A 15,545-nucleotide genomic window follows, 5' to 3' on the forward strand; every position below is an offset into this window, starting at 1 on the left:
ATGCAGACCAACTTCACCCCCGACCAGCTTGCCGACCCGGACACCGCGCGCAGCAACCAGATCCTGCGATCCTGCGTCCATTGCGGCTTCTGCACCGCGACATGCCCGACCTACAAGGTGCTGGGCGACGAACTGGACAGCCCGCGCGGCCGCATCTACCTGATCAAGGACATGCTGGAAAACGGCAAGGTGCCCGATGCCAGAACCGTTCTGCACATCGACCGCTGCCTGTCCTGCCTGTCCTGCATGACCACCTGTCCCTCGGGCGTGCATTACATGCATCTGGTCGATCATGCGCGCGCCTATATCGAACAGACCTATCGCCGTCCCTGGTCCGATCGGGCGCTGCGCTGGATCCTGTCGCGGATCCTGCCCTATCCGGGGCGCTTCCGGCTGGCCCTGCTGGGCGCCAGGATCGCGCGCCCGTTCCGGCGGCTGGTTCCCGATGCGCGCCTGCGCGCGATGCTGGACATGGCGCCGTCCGAGATTCCCCCGCCCAGCCGCAACGACGAGCCGCAGGTCTTCCCGGCGGATGGCCCGCGCCGCCGGCGCGTCGCCCTGCTGACCGGCTGCGCGCAGCGGGCGCTGAACACGGATATCAACGACGCCACGATCCGGCTGCTGCGCCGGCATGGCTGCGAGGTGGTGATCCCGCGCGGCATCGGCTGTTGCGGGGCGCTGACCCATCACATGGGCAGGACCGGCGAAAGCCATGCCGCGGCCGCGGCCAATATCGCCGCGCTGACAGCCGAGATCGAGGGCGAGGGTCTGGACGCCGTGGTCATCAACACCTCGGGCTGCGGAACCACGGTGAAGGATTACGGTCACATGTTCCGCAACGACGCGCTGGCCGGGGATGCGGCCCGCGTGGCCGGCCTGGCCAGGGACATCACCGAGGTGATGACCGAACTTGGCCTGCGTGACGCCACCCGCGCCGCGCCGCTGCGCGTGGCCTATCACGCGGCCTGTTCGCTGCAACACGGCCAACAGATTCGCAGCGCGCCCAAGGATCTGCTGGCGGCGGCCGGCTTTACCGTGCTGGAGCCGAAGGATTCGCATATCTGCTGCGGTTCGGCCGGAACCTACAACCTGATGCAGCCCGCCATCTCGGCGCAGTTGAAGGAACGCAAGGTCGCGACGCTGAAGGCGCTGTCGCCGCAGGTCATCAGCGCGGGCAATATCGGCTGCATGATGCAGATCGGCGGCGAGGCCGGCGTTCCGGTCGTCCATACCGTGCAATTGCTGGACTGGGCCACCGGGGGCCCGCGCCCGCGTGGGCTGCCGATCACCTAGGGGCAACGATTGCCCGGACCGGGCCGCGCTCGGATCTCGATCAGGGGCCGGATGGCGCGGATCGTGTCTGCCCGTGCCCGGTCGTCCAGCGGCAGGATCGGGCGCGGCGGCTGGGCATCGGTGAGCCCGAGATGATTGGCGATGGCATGAACCACGCGCAGGCTGCCATGGCGCTGGAACAGCGACCAGAGCGGCGCGAAACCGGCCTCGATCCGCGCCACCTCGTCGCGGCGGCCCGCTTGCGCCGCGCGAGCCAGATCCAGAGCCGGACGGGGCAGAATTCCCGCCACCACGCTGAACCAGGCATCGGCCCCCGACAGCAGCGCGGCGCTGCATCCCCAATCGCCGCTGTAGCCGACGGAAAAACCTTCCGGCGCGGCGGCCCGCAATCGCGCGATCTCGGCCCGATGATCGCCGCCGGGCGGCAGCGGCATCTTGACCGCCCGGACCCGTGGCAGGCCGGCCAGCCGGGCCAGCAGGGTCGGGCCAAAGGTGAAATGCGTCGTGCCGGGATTGTTGTAGATGCAAAGCGGCAGATCGCTGGCCTCTGCCACAGCCTGGAAATGCGCGAACACCTCGTCCTCGGTCAGCGGTGTGTAGGAAACCGGTGCCAGCAGCAGGCCGTCCGCCCCGCAGTCAGCCGCGTCCAGCGCCAGAGCCCGTGCCTCGTCGGTACGCATCGCGCCGACGCCGACGATCAGGGGCGTGCTGCCGCCCAGCCGGTCGACCGCGACCCGCAGCGCGCGGCGTCGCTGATCCCGATCCAGATACATGTAGCTGCCGGTGCTGCCCAGAAGTCCGATCGAATCGACCCCGGCCGAGGCCAGCCGCTCCAGGATGGCACCCAATGCCGCGGCCTCGATCCGGCCCGCAGTATCGGCGGGCGTGATCGGAAAGGCCGAAAGGCCGTGAAAGATGCTGCGCCTTGCCTCAAGACCCGCCGTCATGTCGTCCCCCATATCTTGGCGCCGCCCCGCCGCGTCAGTCCGCGAAGGGGGGGCGCGGCTCGTGCAGGGGATCGGCCTCGCGGCCCGATGGCAGCGTGAAGCCTGCCTGTTCCATCAGACGATCGGAATGGGTTTCGATCTCGGCCTCCAGCCGGGGCAGGAAACCTTCGGGCGGGACCCCGGTATCGATCACCGGCAGGAATTCGACCACCGGGCGGCCCGGCCGGATACCCCAGCCCTTTCGCGGCCAGAACAGGCCGGTATTCACCGCGACCGGGACCACCGGCAGATCCGTCGCGGCCCGGATCGTGGCGACGCCATGCTTGTAGTTGCGCCGCTCGCCCGGGCGCGTCCGCGTGCCTTCGGGATAGATGATCAGCTGGCCCAGTCCGTCACCCGCAAGCCGCTGGTTGATGGTGGCCGAGATCGCGCGCAGGGCATCGCGTCCCTTGCTGCGGTCGATCGGGATGCAACCCACCTTCCACGCATACCAGCCCATGACGGGAACCCGCATCACCTCGCGCTTCATGATGAAGGCACGGCGCGGCAGGGCATGGGCCAGCACCAGAATGTCGAGAAAGCACTGATGCTTGGCCGCGACGATGCAATCGCCGGTGGGCGCCGTGCCGCGCACCTCGCAGGACACGCCCAGATGCAGACGCGCGGCCCACAGCAGATGGCCGATCCAGGCCGTCGCGACACGGTTTGCCCCCCTGGCGCCGCCAAACGCCACCAGCGGCAGGCCGAACAGGCCGTAGGTGACCGTCGCCAGCGCGATATGCAGATAGAACAGGGCGTTCTGCACATATTGCCACGGGCCCAGAGGGCCGGGCGTGGCATCGTCGCGCCGCGCGCTCATCGGACCGCGCCCAGCATCTTCAGCGCCGCCCAGCGGGTCGCGAAAAAGCCCACCGCGGCGGCGACGACCGGGATCAGCAGCGGCATCAGCCAGCTCCAGCCGCGAAAACCCAGACCGGTCAGGAATCCGCCCGCCGCATCCATCTCGGGCAGGGCCGCGATCGCTATCAGCCCGATCACCGTGCCCGCCGCCGATCCGATGGCCGCGCGATGGGTGAAGCGGCGCACAAAGGCCGTCGCGATGGTGATGTCGCGCGCGCCGATCAGGCGCAAGACGCGGATCACCTGCCGATTCGCGGCCAGCGCCGCCTTCGCGGCCAGCGCGATCATTGCCGCCGAGGTCGCCGCAATCAGCGCCAGCGACACGACCCCCAGGGCCCGCAGCCGGTTGGCCGCCGAGACCAGCGGCCGCCGCCACTGCGTGTGATCGTCCAGGATCGCGCCCGGCGCCTCGGCCTCCAGGCGCAGGCGCAGGCCCTCGGCGTCGAAATCGCCGCTGGCGATCGGCAATTCGATCAGCGAAGGCACCGGCAGCGCATCCACCGGCACGTCGGGGCCGAACCAGGGCGTCAGAAGATCGGCGACCTGGGCGTCGTCCAGCAGTTCCGGCGCGCCGGCGCCCGGCGTCGTGCGCAGGATGCCCATCACCGATTCCGTCAGCGCCTGCTGTTCACCCAGCGGCGCGCTGACCCGCACCGTGACCGAGCCCGCCAGTTCCGAGGACCAGCGATCCGCAAGCCGCCCGGTGGCCAGGGCCAGGGCCAGCGCGAAGACCGCCAGAAACGCCATCGCCGCGGCCGAGAACAGCGTCAACTGCGCGGTGAAGCCGGTCGGCGGCACGATCCGGTCACCCTTGCCGCCATCGCCGCGCAGAAGCTGCTGCCACAGCGCGCCCAGCTTCGGCTTGCGAAAATCCTTGCGTTTCACAGATCGCTCCCCGCCAGTTGCAACGTCCCGCCCGCGATCCGCAGCACCCGCGCCGCGACCTGGGCCTTGATCGCCCGGATCAGATTCAGATCATGCGTGGCGACCAGCACCGTCTTGCCGGATTTGTTCAGCTCGATCAGCAATTGCATCAACCGCATCGACATGTCCCAGTCCAGATTGCCGGTCGGCTCATCGGCCAGGATCAGGTCGGGCGACAGGATCACCGCGCGCGCCAACGCCGCCCGCTGCCGTTCGCCCCCCGACAGCGACGGCGGCAGCGACCGCGCCTGCTGGGCAAGCTGCACCCAGCCCAGAAGATCGCGCAGGGCCTCGATCTCGACATTCTGGCCGGCGACGCTCAGCGGCAGGGCAACGTTTTCGGCCACCGGCAGGTGATCAAGAAATTGTGCATCCTGATGCACCACGCCGACGCGCCGGCGCAGATGGGCGATGTCGTCGCGCCCGAGGCTGCCGATATCGGCGCCAAAGGCCGTGATCCGTCCCGAAGTCGGCAAAAGATCGGCATAGAGCATCCGCAGCAAGGTCGTCTTCCCCGCGCCGGACGGGCCGGTCAGGAAATGGAACATGCCCGGCTGCAGGCTCAGCGTCATGTTCGACAACAGCGCAGGCCCTCCGCGATAGCCGAAGCCGACATCCTGCATCTCGATCAAGCGCCACCCCCATTCGTTACCGGGATCCTGCTCCGGCCGCTTGGAAGCCGGACCCGCGCTTGATAGAACAGCGACAAGGCGAATGCGAGGGTCGGCATGGCGGAAATAAGGTTGATCTGTCCGGGCTGCGATGCGGAATACCGCATCCCCGAAAAGGCGATTCCCCCCGAAGGCCGCGAGGTCGAATGCAGCGATTGCGGCAGGGTCTGGCATGGCGAACGTCCGGCGCGGACCGCCGAGCCGATGGATCTGAGCCGTTTCAGCGTGGCCGAATCCGAGGCACCGGTTCCGCAAGCCCGCGTCCAGCCACCGCGCCGCCGCGTGCCCGACAACGTGCTGTCTATCCTGCGCGAGGAGGTGGAACACGAACGCCGCGCCCGCTTTCACGAGGACGGCTTAGAAAGCCGGCCGGCAGCCGCGCAGGAACCGGCAGGCGCCGGACCTGGCGCCGCCGAACGCGGCGATCCGGATTGGCCCGCGACGACGGTGACGGCCGTTCAACGCAACGCCACAGCCGACCCGGCCGCACAAATCCCGGCGGCGCGATCCGCGCAGGACATACCGACAATCGCGACGGCCCCCGCCACCGCTGCCCCGGAAGTCACGAAAAGCAGCGCCGCGACGGCCGATGGACGGCCACAACCGGCCGTGCAGGCGAACCCGACACAGCCGCGTCGTTCGGGCTATGGCATGGGGTTCGGGCTTTCGGCGATGATCGCGGCCTCGGTCGTCGCGCTTTACCTGTTGGCACCGCCGATGGCGGATGCCGGTCCCTTCGGCGCCTTTCTGATGGATCTCCGCGAGGGCCTGGATCAGGCGCGGCTGTGGCTGCAGGATCGGGCAAGCGCGCTGTTCGCCTGATCCGCTTGGCCCAAACCACGCGCGGGCTCAGAACCGGTCCAGCAGGCGGCCCAGATAGTCGCGTTCGTCCTGCGGCCGCTGACGGTCGCCGCTGCGGCGCCGGATTTCATCCAGAAGGTCACGGGCGCGTTTTGCCGGATCCAGCCCCTCGGCCAGAGGGTCGCCCGAGGTGACGACGTTGCCGTTGCCCGACCGCTGTCGCCCAAGCGGATCCAGCATCGGCCGGCCTTCGCTGCGCATCCCGCCTCCCGGCTGTTGTCCCTGACCATCCTGCGCGCCGGCCTGCTGCCCGCCCTGCTGCTGACCCTCGCCGGCCTGTTGCCCGCTGTCCTGGTTCAGCATGTCGCCAAGCGCCCGCATCCCCTCGCGCAGCGACTGGATCGCATCGGCCTGACGCTGCAAGGCGCCGCCGGTATCGCCATCACGCAGCGCCTGTTCGGCGTCATCCATCGCGCGCCCGGCCTCGTCCAGTTGCCGCCGGGCTTCGGCCCCCTGCTCCAGTCCCTGCCCCGGCAGCATCCCGCGCTGCTGGCCCAATTCCTCCCGTAGGCCCCTCTGACGGTCGGCGAAATCCTGCGAATTCTGCGACGGCTGGCCGCTCTGGCCCTGACCGAATTGTTCCTGCATGTCGCGGAACGCCTCGTCCGACAGGCGCTGCTGTTGCCGCAGGGTATCGGCGAGACGATTCATCGACCGGTTGCCCTGACCCTGCTGGCCGCTGCCGCTGCCGCCCTGCCCCTGGGTGACCTGAAGGTTCTCCATCATCCGGTTGAACTGTTCCAGAAGCTGCTGCGCCTCGGCCATCCGGCCCTCGTTCATCAGGCGCTGGATTTCGTCCATCATCTGCTGGATCTGATCGCCGGTGATCTGCTGGCCCTGCTGGTTCTGGGCAAAGCGGTCCGACTGGTCCTGCTGGCCCTGTTCGGCCAGCATCTGGGTATAGGCGTCGGTCGCGTCCTTCAATTCGTCCATCAGCCGCTGAATCTCGTCCTTGCTGGCACCGTTGCGAATCGCCTCGGACAGCTTTTCCTGCGCCTGCTTCATCCGTTCGAGCGCATCCGACAGCCCGCCATCTTCCAGCAGCATCGCCGCCTTCCACAACGCCTCGGCCAGCTTGTCGCGGTCCTGCGCCGACAGATCGCCTGATTCGAGCATGCCGATGGCGCGCTGCAATTCCTGATACAGGGTCTGATCGACAAAGCCCTGCGGCTGCCAGGTGACCGCCCGCAGGATCTCGGCGCTGCGGCCCGCATTTTCACGCGACCACAGAAGGTCGCGCCGAATCTCGATCAGGGCGGCGGCCAGCGGGTTGAAGAACCGCTTGCCCGGCAGCAGGGTTTGCAACGGCTGGGACAGGCCGGCCTGCTCGATCCCGTCCACCGCCTCCAGCGTCAGCGTGACCGGCAGGTTCGCCCAGGGGTGCCGGGCCAGGTCCTCGACCAGTTGCCCCCGGATCTCACGCCGGTCGCCCGACCGCGGCAGCGGAAGCTGCAATTCGATCGGATCGCGCGGCTCGGGATCGACGGCAAGACCGAAGCGGCGATCGACCGAGGCCAGGTCCAGTGCGATCCGCGCCTGACCCGAGACGACGCCGTTGTCGTCCCTGGCCTGGAATTCCTGGATCAGGCGGCCATCCGCGCGTCGCGTGGGCGCCGCCCCGGCCCGGATCACCGGCGCGCGGTCGGGCAGGACGGTCACGTCAAAGCGACGTCCGGCGACCGTGATCGCGCCCGATCGTTCGGCCCGGAAACCCGGCGCCTGTCCATCATCCGAAACGGCAGGCCCGATATCCTGCGTCACCGCGGCGCCCTCGCCATAGAGGCGGAAGGTGACGGCGCTGCCTTTGGGCAGTTCCAGCACCTCTCCCTCGCGAAGCGCGTTCAGATAGATCGTTGGACGGCGGGTATAGCGCGGCGGCTCGGCCCAGCCTTCCCAGGACGGTCCTGCCGGGTCGCCCGGCGCATTGGTCAGCGGCCGCCCCATCGTCGCCGCGATGGCGCTGATCCCCTGTCCCATCTGGCCGGCGCCGCCAAAGATCAGCGCCATGGCCAGCGCCACCATCGCCGCCAGGCGCAGCGCGAAAGGATCGCGACGGGCCAGATCGGCGTCGGGGCGCACGGCCCGCGCCGCCTCGGCCCGCGCCTGCATCTGCACCAAATGCGCCCGCCACAAGGCCCCCTCGCCGCCCAGAACGGCATGATCGCCAAGCGCGGCCAGCGGTCGGCCCGGCAGGGTGCGGTCCAGACGTTCCAGCGCCTCGGACTCGCGCACCCGGCGATAGCGCAGCCCCCCGACGATCGCCGCAACGATCAGCGCGGCCATCGCCGCCCCGCCCAACCACGGCAGGGCGATCGTCGGCAAGGATTCCACGCCGCCCAGGGCAAGGACGGCGAACAGAACGGCCAGCAGCGCCAGCAGCGGCCAGAAGGCCCGCGCACCGCGCTCCCAGACCATCCCCCACCGGGTCAGACGCAGGGCCCGGCCAATCTTGCCCTTCTTCGTTGCGAAAATACCCTCGGGGGTCCGGGGGCGGACAGCCCCCGGCGGTGACGTCGGAACCGGGTGTCGCGTCAAAGCCATTCCGGGATGGTATCGCGGGACAACATTTCCTCAAATGTCGGTCTGGCGCGGATGACGGCGAAGTGATCGCCGCTGACCAGCACCTCGGGCACCAGCGGACGCGAGTTGTATTCCGAGGCCATCACCGCCCCATAGGCGCCGGCCGAGCGGAAGACGATCAGATCGCCCGCGCCCAGTGTCGGCAGATCGACGCCCTTCTGGAACGTATCGGCCGATTCGCAGACCGGACCCACCACATCGACGCGCCGGACCTCGGCTGCCACCCCCGGCTGGGCCACCGGAACGATATCGTGATGGGCGCCATACATGGCCGGTCGCAGCAGATCGTTCATCGCCGCGTCCACGATCAGGAAATCGCGACCCTCGCCCTCTTTCAGCCAGATCACCTGCGACAGCAGCACACCGGCATTGCCGACGATGTTGCGGCCGGGCTCGATCTCGATCTCGCAGCCCAGATCGCCGACCGTCTCGCGGATCACCTGACCGTATTCCAGCGGCAGGGGCGGGGCATTGTTGTCGCGACGATAGGGAATGCCCAGACCCCCGCCCAGGTCCAGCCGGGTGATGGCATGGCCATCGGCGCGCAGCGCGCGGGTCAGATCGGCGACCTTCGCATAGGCCGCGCGATAGGGATCGAGATCGGTCAGCTGGCTGCCAATATGCACGTCGACGCCCACCACCCGCAACCCCGGCAGGGCCGCCGCCTCGGCATAGACCTGGCGCGCCTTGGCGATCGGGATGCCGAACTTGTTTTCCGATTTGCCGGTCGCGATCTTCTCATGTGTCTTCGCGTCCACGTCCGGATTCACCCGGATCGCCACCGGCACCTCGGCGCCCATCGTGACGGCCAGGTCCGAAAGCGCCCGCATCTCGGGCTCGCTCTCGATGTTGACCTGCCGGATACCGCCTTCGATCGCCTGACGCATCTCGGCCAGGGTCTTGCCGACGCCGGAAAACACGATCCGCTCGCCCGGCACGCCCGCCACGCGGGCCCGCGTGTATTCCCCGCCCGACACGACATCCATGCCCGCGCCCAGATCGCCCAGCAGCTTCAGGACGGCCAGATTGCTGTTGGCCTTGACCGCGAAGCAGACCAGGTGATCGGTCCAGTCCAGCGCCTGCCGGAACAGGCCGAAATGGCGGGCCAGAGTGGCCGCGGAATAGACATAGACCGGGGTGCCGACCTCGGCCGCGATCCGCGTCAGCGGCACGTCCTCGGCGCACAGCGTGCCGTCGCGATAGTTGAAATGGTCCACCTAGAACTCCGTCGAGACGCCCATCCGGGCATCTCCCGAAATGGTGACGCGGGCGTTCTGCTCGAAGGGTTTCTTCGCCGGACGCTGGGGCGGCCCGTCCACACCGCAGGCGGACAGGAAAAGGGTGGCAATCAGCAGCAATCGTGTCATGCAAGAATCTCCTTCCAGCGGGCGATCTGGGCGCGCACCTGATCGGGCGCGGTGCCGCCATAGCTTTGCCGCGAGGCGACCGAATTGTGCACGCCCAGAACGGTGAAGACGCCGGCGCTGATCGCCGGATTGACCGCCTGCATGTCGGACAGGGTCAGATCCGGCAGGTCGCAGCCCTTCTTCTCGGCCAGCGCGACCAGCGATCCGGTGACGTGATGCGCCTCGCGGAAGGCCAGGCCGGCCTCGCGCACCAGCCAGTCGGCCAGATCGGTCGCGGTCGAGAACCCGGCCGAGGCGGCGGCCTCCAGCCGGTCGCGGTTGGCGGTCAGGTCAGACAGCATCCCCGTCATCGCGGCCAGAGCCAGCATCAGGTGATCGGCGGCATCGAAGACCTGTTCCTTGTCCTCCTGCATGTCCTTGGAATAGGCCAGCGGCAGACCCTTCATCACCGTGAACAGCGCCACCGTCGCCCCCAGGATCCGCCCGATCTTGGCGCGGATCAGCTCGGCGGCGTCGGGATTGCGCTTTTGCGGCATGATGCTGGATCCGGTGGACCACTTGTCCGACATCGACACGAAGCGGAACTGGGCCGAGGACCAGATCACCAGCTCCTCGGACAGGCGCGACAGATGGACCGCACAGATCGAGGCCGACGACAGGAACTCCAGCGCGAAGTCGCGGTCGCTGACGGCGTCCAGGCTGTTGGCCATCGGCCGGGCGAAATCCAGTGCCTTCGCCGTCGCCTCTCGGTCGATCGGATAACCGGTGCCGGCGAGCGCCGCCGCCCCCAGGGGCGATTCGTTCATCCGCCGGCGAGCATCCCGAAACCGCGACAGATCGCGGCCGAACATCTCGACATAGGCCATCATGTGATGACCCCATGTCACCGGCTGGGCGGTCTGAAGATGGGTAAAGCCCGGCATGACCCAGTCCGCGCCGCTTTCGGCCTGCGACAAGGCCGCGCGGATCAGCGCCTGCAGTCCGGCGATCGCGGCGTCGCATTGGTCGCGCACCCACAGCCGGAAATCGGTCGCGACCTGATCGTTGCGCGACCGGCCCGTATGCAGGCGGCCTGCGGGTTCGCCGATAATGTCCTTCAGCCGCGCCTCGACATTCATGTGGATGTCTTCCAGCGCCGCGCTGAACGGAAAATCACCGGTCTCGATCTCTGACAAGACCGTGATCAGCCCTTCCCCGATCGCCTTCGCATCGCTATCGCTGATAATGCCCTGCGCGGCCAACATGGCGGCATGGGCCCGGCTGCCCCGGATGTCCTGGGCGTAGAGCCGCCGGTCGAAGTCGATCGAGGCATTTATCGCCTCCATGATCGCGTCCGGCCCGGCGGCGAAACGACCGCCCCACATGCTGTTGGCGGCGTCCTTGTCCTGGGGCCGGTCGGTCATAGGGAAAGTCCTTCGGAGGTCACATGCTGCGTCTCGCCCTGCTTTATACGGCCCTGTTCATCGGTGCAAATCCCGCCTTCGCGGGCAAGGTGGACTGGCAGGCGGCGCGAGAGGCGGGGCTGGAAAGGCTGCTGCCGACCGAGAATGCGCCCGCGGTGGGCGAAACCCCCTTCACCGACCGCGACGGCCGCGAATACCGCCTGTCCGATTACAGGGGCAAGGTGTTGCTGGTGAATTTCTGGGCGACCTGGTGCCCGCCCTGCCGCAAGGAAATGCCCTCTCTGGACGCGCTGCAGGCCGAGATGGGCGGCGAGGATTTCGAGGTCCTGACCATCGCCACGGGACGCGACACGGTTTCCAAGATCGACGCCTTCTTCGATCAGACCGGGGTCCGGAACCTGCCCGTCCTGCTGGATCCCAAACAGCGGCTCGCCCGCGAAATGGGCGTCGTCGGCCTGCCGGTCAGCGTTCTGGTGGACCGCGAGGGCCGCGAAGTCGCGCGTCTGATGGGCGATGCCGACTGGTCGGGCGATGCCGCGAAACAGGTCATTCGCGAACTGACATCCGAGTGATCGCCGCGTGGCGGTGACAGGTGGTGACGTGATCGTTCACCATCCCCGTCGCCTCCATGAAGGCATAGGTGATGACCGGACCGCAGAAATTGAAGCCGCGTTTCTTCAGCGCCTTTGACATCGCAATCGATTCGGGCGTGGCGGTCGGCACCTCGGCAGAGGTCTCGAAACGGTTGAGGATCGGGCCGCCGCCGGTAAAGGACCACAGGAAGGGCGCGAATCCCTCGGCCGCTTCGATCTGCAGAAACAGGCGGGCGCCCTTTACGGTCGCCGCGATCTTGCCGCGATGACGGATGATTCCCGGATTCTGCAGTGCCCTCGCGATCCGCGCCTCGTCCCAGCCGGCCACACGTTCGGGGTCGAAACCCTCGAATTCCTCGCGAAAATTGTCACGCTTGCGCAGGATGGTGATCCAGCTCAGCCCGGCCTGAAAACCGTCCAGGACCAGCTTTTCCCACAAGGCCCGCGCATCGCGTTCGGGTACGCCCCATTCGGTATCGTGATAGGCGACGTAGAGCGGATCGGTTCCGCACCAGGCACAGCGCCCCACAACCATAGCGTTAACCCTGACTCCAGAAATCGCTGCGAATTCATCTCAGGTTAAGACATCATGGGCAAAGTGCAACAAACGACCGAAGACGAGGCTTGACGTGAAGGAAGGCACCCCACCCAGAGGATCGCCGCTGGACTATGCGATGGATCAGCAAAGCCGCATCACGCTGCCCGCCGTGCGCCTGGCGGTGGAAAAGGGCAATGGGGTCCTTGCCTATCAGCCGATCGTGCAGGCCGCCCAGCCGGGTCGGCCGGCCTTCTACGAAGGGTTGATCCGCATCATCGACGACAGCGGCCGGATCGTGCCGCTGCGCGACTTCATGCCGGTGGCGGAAACGACCGAACTGGGCCGCCAGATCGATTGTCTGTCCCTGTCGCTGGGCCTTCAGGCCCTGGCCGAGGATCCCTGCCTGCGCCTCTCGGTCAACATGTCGGCACGCTCGATCGGCTATCCCGACTGGATTCGGACGCTGCGCGACGGAATTTCGGCCGATCCGCATATGGGCGAGCGGCTGATTCTGGAGATCACCGAAAGCTCGGCCATGGGGATGCCCGATCAGGTCCGGAATTTCATGCGGGAGGTGCAGCGGCACGGGATCAGCTTGGCGCTGGATGATTTCGGCGCGGGCTATACCTCGTTCCGCTATCTGCGCGATTTCTGTTTCGACATGATCAAGATCGACGGGCAATTCATCCGCGAGATCGCCGAGCATCCGGACAATCAGGTGCTGACTCGCGCGCTGATGTCCATTGCGCATCATTTCGACATGTTCACCGTCGCGGAATCGGTGGAAACGGCCGAGGATGCAAGCTTTCTCATCGACAGCGGCATCGACTGCCTGCAGGGCTATTATTTCGGCGCCCCGACGATTGCGCCACCCTGGAAGACTCCGCCTTCGGTGGCGCGCCGCTGAGGCCGTCGTGCGGGTATCCGGCAATCCGAACACGGATCGCATGGATCGCGATCCGGCCGGGACACCGCCGGAAAACGCGCGCGCCCCGGGCACAGCCCGGCGCGGTCGCTTCCGCCGGGCCGCGCATTGCGCGACCGGTGGCGCCGCCTAGACCCTGTGACGCCGCGCAGACAGAGTAACCGTCGGCGCCGTCGGTCGCCCTGATCGGGCCCGTGTCAGGCCAAGGGCTCGAACGGCGCAATTGCGGCCAGAAGGCGGAGACATCATGGAGGAGATTTCGGATCGGAGATCCCATCGCGCAAAGCGAAGGCCGGTCAATCCGGGATTCGGCCTGCGCGGCGGTGCCGATCTTCTGGGCGGGGCGGAGGTCGCCCGGGTCTGCAAGGCGCCCATGGGATCGCGGAAAACTGGGGCCCGCCAGGCGTCATTTCGCGTCGCGCCGCCCCCCTCCGGGCTGCCAGCAGGCGCGCGCCGGGACCCGATCTGCTTGACCTGACGGTACGAACCCGCATCCTAGCCTCGATTCGCCGCAATTCCGGCGCTGATGGGAAGGAGCCCGCCATGACCAAAGCCGTTATCGTTTCCGCCGCCCGCACGCCGGTCGGCAGCTTTCTGGGATCGTTTGCCAACATTCCGGCCCACGATCTGGGCTCGGCCGTCCTGAAAGAGGTCGTTTCCCGCGCCGGGATCGACCCCGCCGAGGTCAGCGAAACCATTCTTGGTCAGGTGCTGACCGGCGGTCAGGGTCAGAACCCCGCCCGTCAGGCGCATATCAATGCCGGCCTGCCGCAGGAATCGGCCGCCTGGCTGATCAATCAGGTGTGCGGATCGGGTCTGCGGGCGGTGGCTCTGGCCGCCCAGCAGGTCATGCTGGGCGATGCGACGATCGTTCTGGCGGGCGGCCAGGAAAGCATGTCGCTGGCAACGCACGCGGCCTATCTGCGGGCCGGGCAGAAGATGGGCGACGTGAAGATGGTCGATACGATGATCCGCGACGGCCTGTGGGACGCCTTCAACAACTACCACATGGGCCAGACCGCCGAGAACGTGGCCGAAAAGTGGCAGATCGGCCGCGACACCCAGGACGAATTCGCCGTCGCAAGCCAGAACAAGGCCGAGGCGGCCCAGAACGAGGGGCGCTTCGACGACGAGATCGTGGCCTTTACCGTCAAGACCCGGAAAGGCGACACGATCGTGGACAAGGACGAATATATCCGCCCCGGTGCGACGCTGGAAGCGATGCAGAAGCTGCGTCCCGCATTCACCAAGGATGGATCGGTCACGGCCGCGAACGCCTCGGGGCTGAACGACGGCGCCGCCGCGGTGATGGTGATGACCGAGGACGAGGCAAACCGGCGCGGGCTGACGCCGCTGGCGCGCATCGCGTCCTATGCCACCGCGGGCCTGGATCCGGCGATCATGGGAACCGGGCCGATTCCCTCCAGCCGCAAGGCGCTGGAAAAGGCCGGCTGGTCGGTCCGCGATCTGGATCTGGTCGAGGCGAACGAGGCTTTTGCAGCCCAGGCCTGCGCGGTGAACAAGGATATGGGGTGGGATCCTTCGATCGTGAACGTGAACGGCGGCGCCATCGCCATCGGCCACCCGATCGGCGCCTCGGGCTGCCGCATCCTGAACACGCTGCTGTTCGAGATGAAGCGCCGCGACGCGAAGAAAGGCCTGGCAACCCTGTGCATCGGCGGCGGCATGGGCGTCGCCATGTGCCTGGAGCGCTGATCGCGACACCGGCGCGCAATGATGTTGCGCGCCGGCATCTGTTTGGATAGCAAGATTTCAACGACACGATAATTCAGGAGGGGTATTCATGTCGAAAGTCGCCGTAGTCACAGGGGGATCGCGAGGTATCGGCGCGGCCATCTCGAAGGCGCTGAAAGAGGCAGGCTATCAGGTAGCGGCCATTTACGCCGGCAATGACGAGGCCGCGAAGGCCTTTACCGATGAAACCGGGATCAAGACCTACAAGTGGTCGGTCGCCGATTACGATGCCTGTGTCGCCGGCCTGAAGCAGATCGAGGACGAGATGGGTCCGATCGCGGTGCTGGTCAACAATGCGGGCATCACGCGCGACGCGATGTTCCACAAGATGACGCCGCAGCAATGGCGCGAAGTGATCGACACCAACCTGACCGGCCTGTTCAACATGACCCACCCCGCCTGGGGCGGAATGCGCGATCGCAAATTCGGCAGGGTCATCAATATCAGCTCGATCAACGGCCAGAAGGGTCAGGCAGGCCAGGCGAACTACTCCGCATCCAAGGCCGGGGATCTGGGCTTTACCAAGGCGCTGGCACAGGAGGGCGCGCGGGCGGGCATCACCGTCAACGCGATCTGCCCCGGCTATATCGGGACCGAAATGGTCCGCGCCATCGATGAAAAGGTGCTGAACGAACGCATCATTCCGCAGATCCCCGTGGGCCGCCTGGGCGAGCCCGAGGAAATCGCGCGCTGCGTGGTGTTTCTGGCCTCGGATGACGCGGGCTTCATCACCGGCTCGACCATCAGCGCCAATGGCGGGCAATTCTTCGTCTGACGTCCCAACCAGG

Annotated in this window: 15 protein-coding genes; 6 read left to right on the forward strand and 9 right to left on the reverse strand. The window is 67.3% G+C overall.

The window, feature by feature from the left end; translation table 11 throughout:
* The gene (glcF, locus tag AC13CR_RS06385; RefSeq protein WP_292959046.1) at nt 1-1,293 is read left to right on the forward strand and encodes a glycolate oxidase subunit GlcF; all 1,293 of its coding nucleotides are present in this window, start codon (nt 1-3) and stop codon (nt 1,291-1,293) included.
* Here glcF and AC13CR_RS06390 read toward each other — a convergent pair.
* The 4 genes from AC13CR_RS06390 to AC13CR_RS06405 are packed head-to-tail and all read right to left on the reverse strand — an operon-like array spanning nt 1,290 to nt 4,696.
* Complete coding sequence (locus AC13CR_RS06390) at nt 1,290-2,240, reverse strand: dihydrodipicolinate synthase family protein (RefSeq protein ID WP_292959044.1); 951 nt, start codon at nt 2,238-2,240, stop codon at nt 1,290-1,292. The two genes, glcF and AC13CR_RS06390, sit on opposite strands and share 4 nt — an antisense overlap.
* Before the next feature lie 34 nt (nt 2,241-2,274).
* Nucleotides 2,275-3,099: a lysophospholipid acyltransferase family protein gene (locus AC13CR_RS06395; RefSeq protein WP_292959042.1), complete on the reverse strand. Its 825-nt coding sequence runs from the start codon at nt 3,097-3,099 to the stop codon at nt 2,275-2,277.
* Complete coding sequence (locus tag AC13CR_RS06400) at nt 3,096-4,025, reverse strand: cell division protein FtsX (protein ID WP_414692193.1); 930 nt, start codon at nt 4,023-4,025, stop codon at nt 3,096-3,098. The genes AC13CR_RS06395 and AC13CR_RS06400 overlap by 4 nt, the downstream gene beginning before the upstream one ends.
* Complete coding sequence (locus AC13CR_RS06405; protein ID WP_292959040.1) at nt 4,022-4,696, reverse strand: cell division ATP-binding protein FtsE; 675 nt, start codon at nt 4,694-4,696, stop codon at nt 4,022-4,024. The genes AC13CR_RS06400 and AC13CR_RS06405 overlap by 4 nt, the downstream gene beginning before the upstream one ends.
* 96 nt (nt 4,697-4,792) lie before the next feature.
* On the opposite strand from AC13CR_RS06405, the gene AC13CR_RS06410 reads away from it, so the two are divergent.
* A complete protein-coding gene (locus AC13CR_RS06410) occupies nt 4,793-5,557 on the forward strand; it encodes a zinc-ribbon domain-containing protein (protein WP_292978283.1) in 765 nt (254 codons plus the stop codon).
* A gap of 27 nt (nt 5,558-5,584) precedes the next feature.
* On the opposite strand, the gene AC13CR_RS06415 is transcribed toward AC13CR_RS06410, so the two are convergent.
* From AC13CR_RS06415 to argH, 4 genes are read right to left on the reverse strand one after another with little or no spacing between them, the layout of a single operon-like run.
* Nucleotides 5,585-8,068, reverse strand: coding sequence for a DUF4175 domain-containing protein (locus AC13CR_RS06415; RefSeq protein WP_482900594.1), 2,484 nt, complete (start codon nt 8,066-8,068; stop codon nt 5,585-5,587).
* A gap of 59 nt (nt 8,069-8,127) precedes the next feature.
* On the reverse strand, nt 8,128-9,393 hold the full coding sequence (lysA, locus tag AC13CR_RS06420; RefSeq protein ID WP_292959034.1) for a diaminopimelate decarboxylase: 1,266 nt from the start codon (nt 9,391-9,393) through the stop codon (nt 8,128-8,130).
* On the reverse strand, nt 9,394-9,543 hold the full coding sequence (locus AC13CR_RS06425; protein ID WP_292959032.1) for a lipoprotein: 150 nt from the start codon (nt 9,541-9,543) through the stop codon (nt 9,394-9,396).
* Nucleotides 9,540-10,946, reverse strand: a complete 1,407-nt coding sequence (gene argH, locus AC13CR_RS06430) for an argininosuccinate lyase (protein WP_292959030.1) — start codon at nt 10,944-10,946, stop codon at nt 9,540-9,542. Before argH ends, AC13CR_RS06425 begins: the two co-directional genes overlap by 4 nt.
* Before the next feature lie 23 nt (nt 10,947-10,969).
* Here argH and AC13CR_RS06435 point away from each other — a divergent pair, with 23 nt between their 5' ends.
* Nucleotides 10,970-11,518 carry a TlpA disulfide reductase family protein gene (locus AC13CR_RS06435; protein WP_292959028.1) on the forward strand — a complete coding sequence of 183 codons (549 nt, stop codon included), beginning with the start codon at nt 10,970-10,972 and terminating at the stop codon, nt 11,516-11,518.
* On the opposite strand, the gene AC13CR_RS06440 is transcribed toward AC13CR_RS06435, so the two are convergent.
* Entirely contained in the window at nt 11,493-12,074 is a 582-nt protein-coding gene (locus tag AC13CR_RS06440; RefSeq protein WP_292959026.1) for a DNA-3-methyladenine glycosylase I, read from the reverse strand. The two genes, AC13CR_RS06435 and AC13CR_RS06440, sit on opposite strands and share 26 nt — an antisense overlap.
* A gap of 139 nt (nt 12,075-12,213) precedes the next feature.
* Here AC13CR_RS06440 and AC13CR_RS06445 point away from each other — a divergent pair, with 139 nt between their 5' ends.
* The 3 genes from AC13CR_RS06445 to phbB all read left to right on the forward strand — a co-directional run bounded on the left by AC13CR_RS06445 (nt 12,214) and on the right by phbB (nt 15,532).
* A complete protein-coding gene (locus tag AC13CR_RS06445; RefSeq protein ID WP_292959098.1) occupies nt 12,214-12,984 on the forward strand; it encodes an EAL domain-containing protein in 771 nt (256 codons plus the stop codon).
* Nucleotides 12,985-13,545: 561 nt separating this feature from the next.
* Nucleotides 13,546-14,718 carry an acetyl-CoA C-acetyltransferase gene (locus tag AC13CR_RS06450; protein ID WP_446232485.1) on the forward strand — a complete coding sequence of 391 codons (1,173 nt, stop codon included), beginning with the start codon at nt 13,546-13,548 and terminating at the stop codon, nt 14,716-14,718.
* A gap of 88 nt (nt 14,719-14,806) precedes the next feature.
* The gene (gene phbB, locus AC13CR_RS06455) at nt 14,807-15,532 is read left to right on the forward strand and encodes an acetoacetyl-CoA reductase (protein WP_292959022.1); all 726 of its coding nucleotides are present in this window, start codon (nt 14,807-14,809) and stop codon (nt 15,530-15,532) included.
* The last annotated feature ends 13 nt before the right edge of the window (nt 15,533-15,545 follow it).

The sequence above is a fragment of the Paracoccus sp. L-17 genome, assembly GCF_056857655.1.